We start from the raw sequence: 6,333 nt of genomic DNA, 5'->3' as shown, positions 1-6,333 counted from the left end.
ACGCCCGAGGTGGGTGTGTTCGCAGCGGCGGATCGGCTCGCCGGTGGCCCGGTCGATATGAGACAGCCGGTTCAGCGGGCACCGCGTCAACCAACCTGCCCGGGTAGTACACCTAGGGCTGGTCGCGCCAGCGGGCGATCAGCTGGAAGTACAGGTAGCCGCCGGTCTCGCGGACGATGTACAGGACCTCCGTGTCGCGTGAGTAGACCATCGGGCCGCTGCGTGTCGGTGACGTCACCGCCTGGATGCCGTTGGCGCGGGCCATGGTGCGGGAGCGCAGTTCGTGCGGCGGGTCGGTGACGATCACCGCCGTGTGCCAGTGGAGTTTGTGGAACTCCTCCCCCGTCGCGACCATGCTCTGCAGTGTGTCGTTGCCCGTCGGTACGGCGACCAGGCGGCTTGCCGGCACTCCGTGCTCGTTGAGCCAGGTCTTTCCGGTGCCCGCCTCGGTGTAGTGGTCGCCCGGCTGGTTGCCGCCGACCGTCAGGATGTGCGAGGCGACCCCCTCCTTGTAGAGGGTGAGGGCGTGCCGCAGCCGCCATTCCAGCACGTCGCCGGGGGTGCCGTTGTTCTGGGTGGCGCCCAGCACGATGATCGCGTCCGAGTGCGTGCGGACGTCCTCCCGTGCGACGTACCAGACGTAGAACCCGGCGGCCAGCGGCGTGCCGACCACGAGCGCGACGATCAGGAAGAAGATTCGCACCACCCAGCGCCACGGTCGGTGCCCACCGTCGTACGGGGCCACAGCCGGAGCCGCACGAGGTCGTCGCGGCAGGTCCTCGCGCGTCGGGTCGGCCTGTCGCCGGGGCAGGTCGACCCGTGTGCGCGGTGACTCGCCGGTCTCCCGGCGGGTCTCAACGGTCGGTTCGGTGCCGTCCGGTCGCCCGGTGATCGCTCCTCCATCCATCACGACCGGTCAGACGAGTGTGACGGGCCGATGGTTCGTTACCCCTTGGACTTTATCGCCGCGCGCCCCGCTTCCAGGCGTGCCACGGGGATGCGGAACGGCGAGCAGGAGACGTAGTCCAGGCCGACCTCGTGGAAGAAGTGGACCGAGTCCGGGTCGCCGCCGTGCTCGCCGCAGATGCCCAGCTTGAGGTCCGGTCGCGTCGCGCGGCCCTCCTCCACGGCGATCCGTACGAGCCGTCCGACCCCGTCGACGTCGAGCGTCTCGAACGGGGACACGCCGAAGATGCCGAGTTCGAGGTAGCGGCCGAAGAACGCCGACTCGACGTCGTCGCGCGAGAAGCCCCAGGTGGTCTGGGTGAGGTCGTTGGTGCCGAAGGAGAAGAACTCGGCGGCCTCGGCGATCTGCCCGGCCGTCATCGCGGCACGCGGCAGCTCGATCATCGTGCCGATCAGCGCCTCGACGCCGACTTCGGCCAGCACCTTCTCGGCCTCCTCGCGGATGAACTCCAGCTCCTGCACGGCGCCGACGAGCGGGATCATGATCTCCGCGTGCGGCTCCCGGCCGGCCTCCCTCACCTCGGCCGCGGCCTCGGCGATCGCGCGTACCTGCATGCCGAACAGGCCGGGGATCACCACGCCGAGCCGTACGCCGCGCAGGCCGAGCATGGGGTTCTGCTCGTGCAGCCGGCGTACCGCCTCCAGCAGCCGCTCGTCGTCGGCCGAGGCGTCGCCGGTGGCGACCTTGACGGTCAGATCGGTCAGGTCGGGCAGGAACTCGTGCAGCGGCGGGTCGATCAGCCGGATCGTCACCGGCAGCCCGTCCATCGCCTCGAAGATCTCCTTGAAGTCCTGCTTCTGCAGCGGCTCCAGGGCCTGGAGGGCGGCGCGCCGGTCATCCCTGGTCTCGGCGAGGATGAGGTCCTCGACGTACTGCCGGCGCTCGCCGAGGAACATGTGCTCGGTCCGGCACAGGCCGATCCCCTGGGCGCCAAACCGGCGGGCGCGGGCGGCGTCCTCGCCGTTGTCGGCGTTGGCGCGTACGGCCAGGCGGCGCCGTGAGTCGGCGTGACGCATGAGCCGGTCCACCGACGTGACCAGCTCGTCGCCGCCTGCGGCCGACAGCGCGCCCTCGAAGTACTGGACCACCGGCGAGTCCACGACCGCGACCTCACCGAGGTAGACGGCGCCGGTGGTGCCGTCGATGGAGATCACGTCGCCCTCTTTGATCGTCACGTCGCCGGGCGCGGTCGCCTGGCGCGCCCTGACGTCGATGTCCAGTTCTTCGGCGCCGCACACGCAGGTCTTGCCCATGCCGCGGGCGACCACCGCGGCGTGCGAGGTCTTGCCGCCGCGGGAGGTGAGGATGCCGCGGGCGGCGATCATGCCGTTGAGGTCGTCGGGGCTGGTCTCACGGCGCAGGAGGATGACGTCCTCGCCGTCGTCGGCCAGCTCGACGGCCCGGCCGGGGGTGAACACGGCCTTGCCGACGGCGGCGCCGGGCGAGGCGCCCATGCCCGCGGTGATCGTCTTGACGTCGTCGGCGATCTCGCCGAACCGGGGGAACATCAGCTGGGCGAGCTGGTCGCCGGTCACGCGGCGTACGGCCTCGTCCGCGTCGATGAGGTTCTGGTCGACGAGCTGGACGGCGATGCGGAACGCCGCGGCCGCGGTCCGCTTGCCCACGCGCGTCTGGAGCATCCAGAGCTTGCCGCTCTCGATGGTGAACTCGATGTCGCACAGGTCGCGGTAGTGGTTCTCGAGCGTCTCCATGATCTGCAGGAGCTCGTCGTAGGACCTCTTGTCGATCTGTTCGAGGTCGGCCAGCGGCACGGTGCTGCGGATGCCGGCGACGACGTCCTCGCCCTGGGCGTTCTGGAGGTAGTCGCCGTAGACGCCCTGCTGGCCGGAGGCCGGGTCGCGGGTGAAGGCCACGCCGGTGCCCGAGTCCATGCCCAGGTTGCCGAAGACCATGGCGACGATGTTGACCGCGGTGCCGAGGTCGGCCGGGATGCGCTCCTGGCGGCGGTAGAGGATGGCGCGCGGGGCGTTCCAGGAGCCGAAGACCGCCTTGATCGCCAGGTCCATCTGCTCGCGCGGGTCGGTGGGGAACTCCCGCCCGGCGTTCTCCCGGACGATCTTCTTGTACGTCTGGACCAGGCCCTTGAAGTCGTCCGTCTCCAGGTCGAGGTCGGACTCGACGCCCTTGGCCTCCTTCGCCTCGTCGATCGCCGTCTCGAACAGGTCCCCCTCGATGTCCAGCACGGTCTTGCCGAACATCTGGATCAGGCGGCGGTAGGAGTCCCACGCGAACCGCTCGTTGCCGGACCGCTCGGCCAGGCCGTGCACGGACTCGTCGTTCAGGCCGATGTTGAGGACCGTCTCCATCATGCCGGGCATCGAGAACTTGGCCCCGGAGCGGACGCTGACCAGCAGCGGGTCGTCCGGCTGCCCGAGGCGCCTGCCCATCTCCCGCTCCAGCGCCGAAAGGTAGCGTCCGACCTCCTCGTCGAGCCCCTCGGGCATGGCCTCATGATCCAGGTAGTAACGGCAGGCCGCCGAGGTGATCGTGAACCCGGGCGGCACGGGCAGGCCCAGGTTGGTCATCTCGGCGAGGTTGGCGCCTTTGCCACCAAGCAGGTCTTTGAGATCCTTGTTGCCCTCGGTGAAGTCGTACACATACTTCGGCATTAGGGACGCTTCCTCACTCCCGGCGCGGCGAATGCGGTGACTCTACCCACCTCTCGGTGATTCGCCGGTCACTGTCGGCTTTCATAGCCATTTCCGCAGCTCAGAGTAGGTAAAGTGGTCTATTCCAATACCGACATTCCCGGCAATATAGCCAAATAACCCCCGAAGACGATCTACTTTCGGCCCCCTGCGACTATGGACATACCCGCGCACGTCTCTGGGGATGATGCCGCCATGAGACCCGTGACGGATGGGGGTACGGGCGACCCCTTCGCCCCCATCGCGGAGTACGGCTTTCTGTCCGACGCCGAGACCACCGCGCTGCTCGCGCCGAGCGGCAACGTGGAGTGGATGTGCCTGCCGCGGTTCGACTCTCCGAGCGTGTTCGGCTCACTGCTCGACCGCGACGCCGGCTACTTCCGCGTGGGCCCGGCCGGGGTCGACGTACCCGCCGCCCGCCGCTACATCCCCGGCACGCTGGTGGTGGAGACCACCTGGTGGACGCCCGGCGGCTGGCTCGTCGTACTGGACACGCTGCTGATGGGGCCCTGGCACCACGAGACCGAGCGTTCGCACACCCACCGGCGCGCGCCCACCGACTACGACGCCGACCACGTGCTCCTGCGCATGATCCGCTGTGTGAACGGCCAGGTCCAGCTGCGCCTCGACTGCCTGCCGGCGTTCGACTACGGCCGGGTGCCGGCCTCCTGGGTGTACACCGGGCCGGGGTACCACGAGGCGCTCGCCTCCGCCGACGGCGTCGACCTGCGGCTGACCACCGACATGAACGTCGGGTTCGAGAGCTCCCTCGCCACCGCCCGTACGCTCCTCAAACAGGGCGACACGCGCTTCGTCACGCTCTCCTGGAGCGAGCACCCGCCGCCGAAGACCTACGACGAGGCGCAGAGCCGGCTGATCTGGACCGTGCACCACTGGCAGCACTGGCTGGACCGCGGCCGGTTCCCCGACCACCCCTGGCGCGGCCACCTGCAGCGCAGCGCGCTCACCCTCAAGGGCCTGACGTACGCGCCCACCGGCGCGGTCGTCGCCGCGCCGACCACGTCACTGCCCGAGAGGCCGGGCGCGGACCGCAACTGGGACTACCGCTTCACCTGGATCCGCGACGCGACGATGGCCCTGTGGGCCTTCTACACGCTCGGCTTCGACTGGGAGGCGAACGACTTCTTCTACTTCATCGCCGACGTCGCCGAGGCCGCCGACGCCGCCGGCGGGCACGTGCAGATCATGTACGGGATCGACGGCCGCGCGAACCTGGAGGAGGCCGTCCTCGACCACCTCACCGGGTACGACGGCGCCCGCCCCGTACGCATCGGGAACGGCGCCTACCTGCAAGGACAGCACGACGTGTGGGGCGGCATCATCGGCTCGATCTTCCTGTACGTCCGCAAGCGCGACCGGCTCGACGACCGCCTCTGGTCGATCATCGTCAAGCAGGTCGAGGCCGCCCTCGCGCACTGGCGCGGGCCGGACCACGGCATGTGGGAGGTACGCGGCGAGCGCCGGCACTTCACCTCCTCCAAGCTCTTCTGCTGGGTGGCCGCCCACCGCGGCGCGCAGCTCGCCCTGATCCGCGGCGACACCGAGCGGGCGATGGAGTGGCAGGGGGCAGCCGACGAGATCCACGCCGACATCCTGGCGAACGCCGTCGACGAGCGCGGGGTGTTCGTCCAGCACTACGAGACGACCGCGCTCGACGCGTCGGCGCTGCTCATCCCGCTGGTCGGCTTCCTGCCCCCGGACGACCCGCGGGTCCGCGCGACCGTCTTCGCGGTCGCCGACGAGCTGACCGAGGACGACCTGGTCTACCGCTACTGGCCGGAGGAGACCGACGACGGCTTCGGCGGCTGCCGCGAGGGCACCTTCACGATGTGCTCGTTCTGGCTGGTGTCGGCGTTCGTGCTGATCGGCGAGCTGGACCGCGCCATCGCCCTGTGCGAGAAGATCCTCTCCTACGCCAGCCCGCTCCAGCTGTACGCCGAGGAGATCGACGTGCACAGCGGCCGCCACCTGGGCAACTTCCCGCAGGCCTTCACCCATCTCGCGCTGATCAACGCGGTGATGATGGTCATCCGCGCCGAACGCCGCGGGCCCCGCGCCCCGTTCGTCTGACCCACCCGGGGGTGCGCCGGACGGCGCCTGCCTCTATTCGCCGACTACCACGGCCGCCCGAACGCGTCGCATGTTCTCGGACTGATCGCCGAGGTGCTCGACGGGGTCGGCCAGACCGCGGCCTGGGGCGATGACCGTGAAGGCGTGTACGCCTTCACCGCCCGCGTCGCCGATCGCGAGCTCCAGGGCATCGTGCGGGAGGAGCGCGCCGAGACGGGGAGGCTGACGCACGTGACCCTGTTCCTGCGGCCGTACGCGGTGCTGCGGACCGCGATCGGCGAGATGCGGGAGGCGTTGGAACGGTCGCCGCTGCCCGTCCGGACGTGAGCGATGACCACGCCACGGCCGGGACGCCCCGTTCGCGGGTCGGCGACCGGGCGTGCCTGTCTCGAAGTGGTTGGGTCGCGGGTTTTCCACAGCCGTGCGTGTGGTCTTCTTTTGGCGTGTGGGGTGGCTTGACAATGGAATTGGGGTCGGCGCCGCCTGGGAGGGCGGGGAGTGTCCGGGACGGAGGGACTGCGAAACACGCTCTAGATCGTTGATGGGTTATTGGTGGGCCGGTCGCTGGCATGGTGAAGGGCGCCCATGATCAGTGTGTGAAGACAA

Annotated in this window: 4 protein-coding genes; 2 read left to right on the top strand and 2 right to left on the bottom strand. The window is 69.6% G+C overall.

The window, feature by feature from the left end; all coding sequences use genetic code 11:
• Window positions 1-112 precede the first annotated feature (112 nt).
• Together ACFFNX_RS38745 and ppdK are read right to left on the bottom strand one after the other, a co-directional pair.
• Window positions 113-907, bottom strand: coding sequence for a YdcF family protein (locus tag ACFFNX_RS38745; protein WP_378211088.1), 795 nt, complete (start codon window positions 905-907; stop codon window positions 113-115).
• Window positions 908-945: 38 nt separating this feature from the next.
• Window positions 946-3,597 carry a pyruvate, phosphate dikinase gene (gene ppdK / locus ACFFNX_RS38740; protein WP_378211087.1) on the bottom strand — a complete coding sequence of 884 codons (2,652 nt, stop codon included), beginning with the start codon at window positions 3,595-3,597 and terminating at the stop codon, window positions 946-948.
• Window positions 3,598-3,831: 234 nt separating this feature from the next.
• Between ppdK and ACFFNX_RS38735 the strand changes: the two genes are divergently transcribed.
• Window positions 3,832-5,727, top strand: coding sequence for a glycoside hydrolase family 15 protein (locus ACFFNX_RS38735; protein WP_378211086.1), 1,896 nt, complete (start codon window positions 3,832-3,834; stop codon window positions 5,725-5,727).
• A 93-nt stretch (window positions 5,728-5,820) separates the two neighbouring features.
• Entirely contained in the window at window positions 5,821-6,054 is a 234-nt protein-coding gene (locus tag ACFFNX_RS38730) for a hypothetical protein (RefSeq protein ID WP_378211085.1), read from the top strand.
• The last annotated feature ends 279 nt before the right edge of the window (window positions 6,055-6,333 follow it).

Origin of the sequence: Actinoallomurus acaciae (assembly GCF_042429965.1) — a bacterium.
GTDB lineage: Bacteria > Actinomycetota > Actinomycetes > Streptosporangiales > Streptosporangiaceae > Actinoallomurus > Actinoallomurus acaciae.
This window is presented reverse-complemented; position numbering and strand designations above follow the sequence as displayed.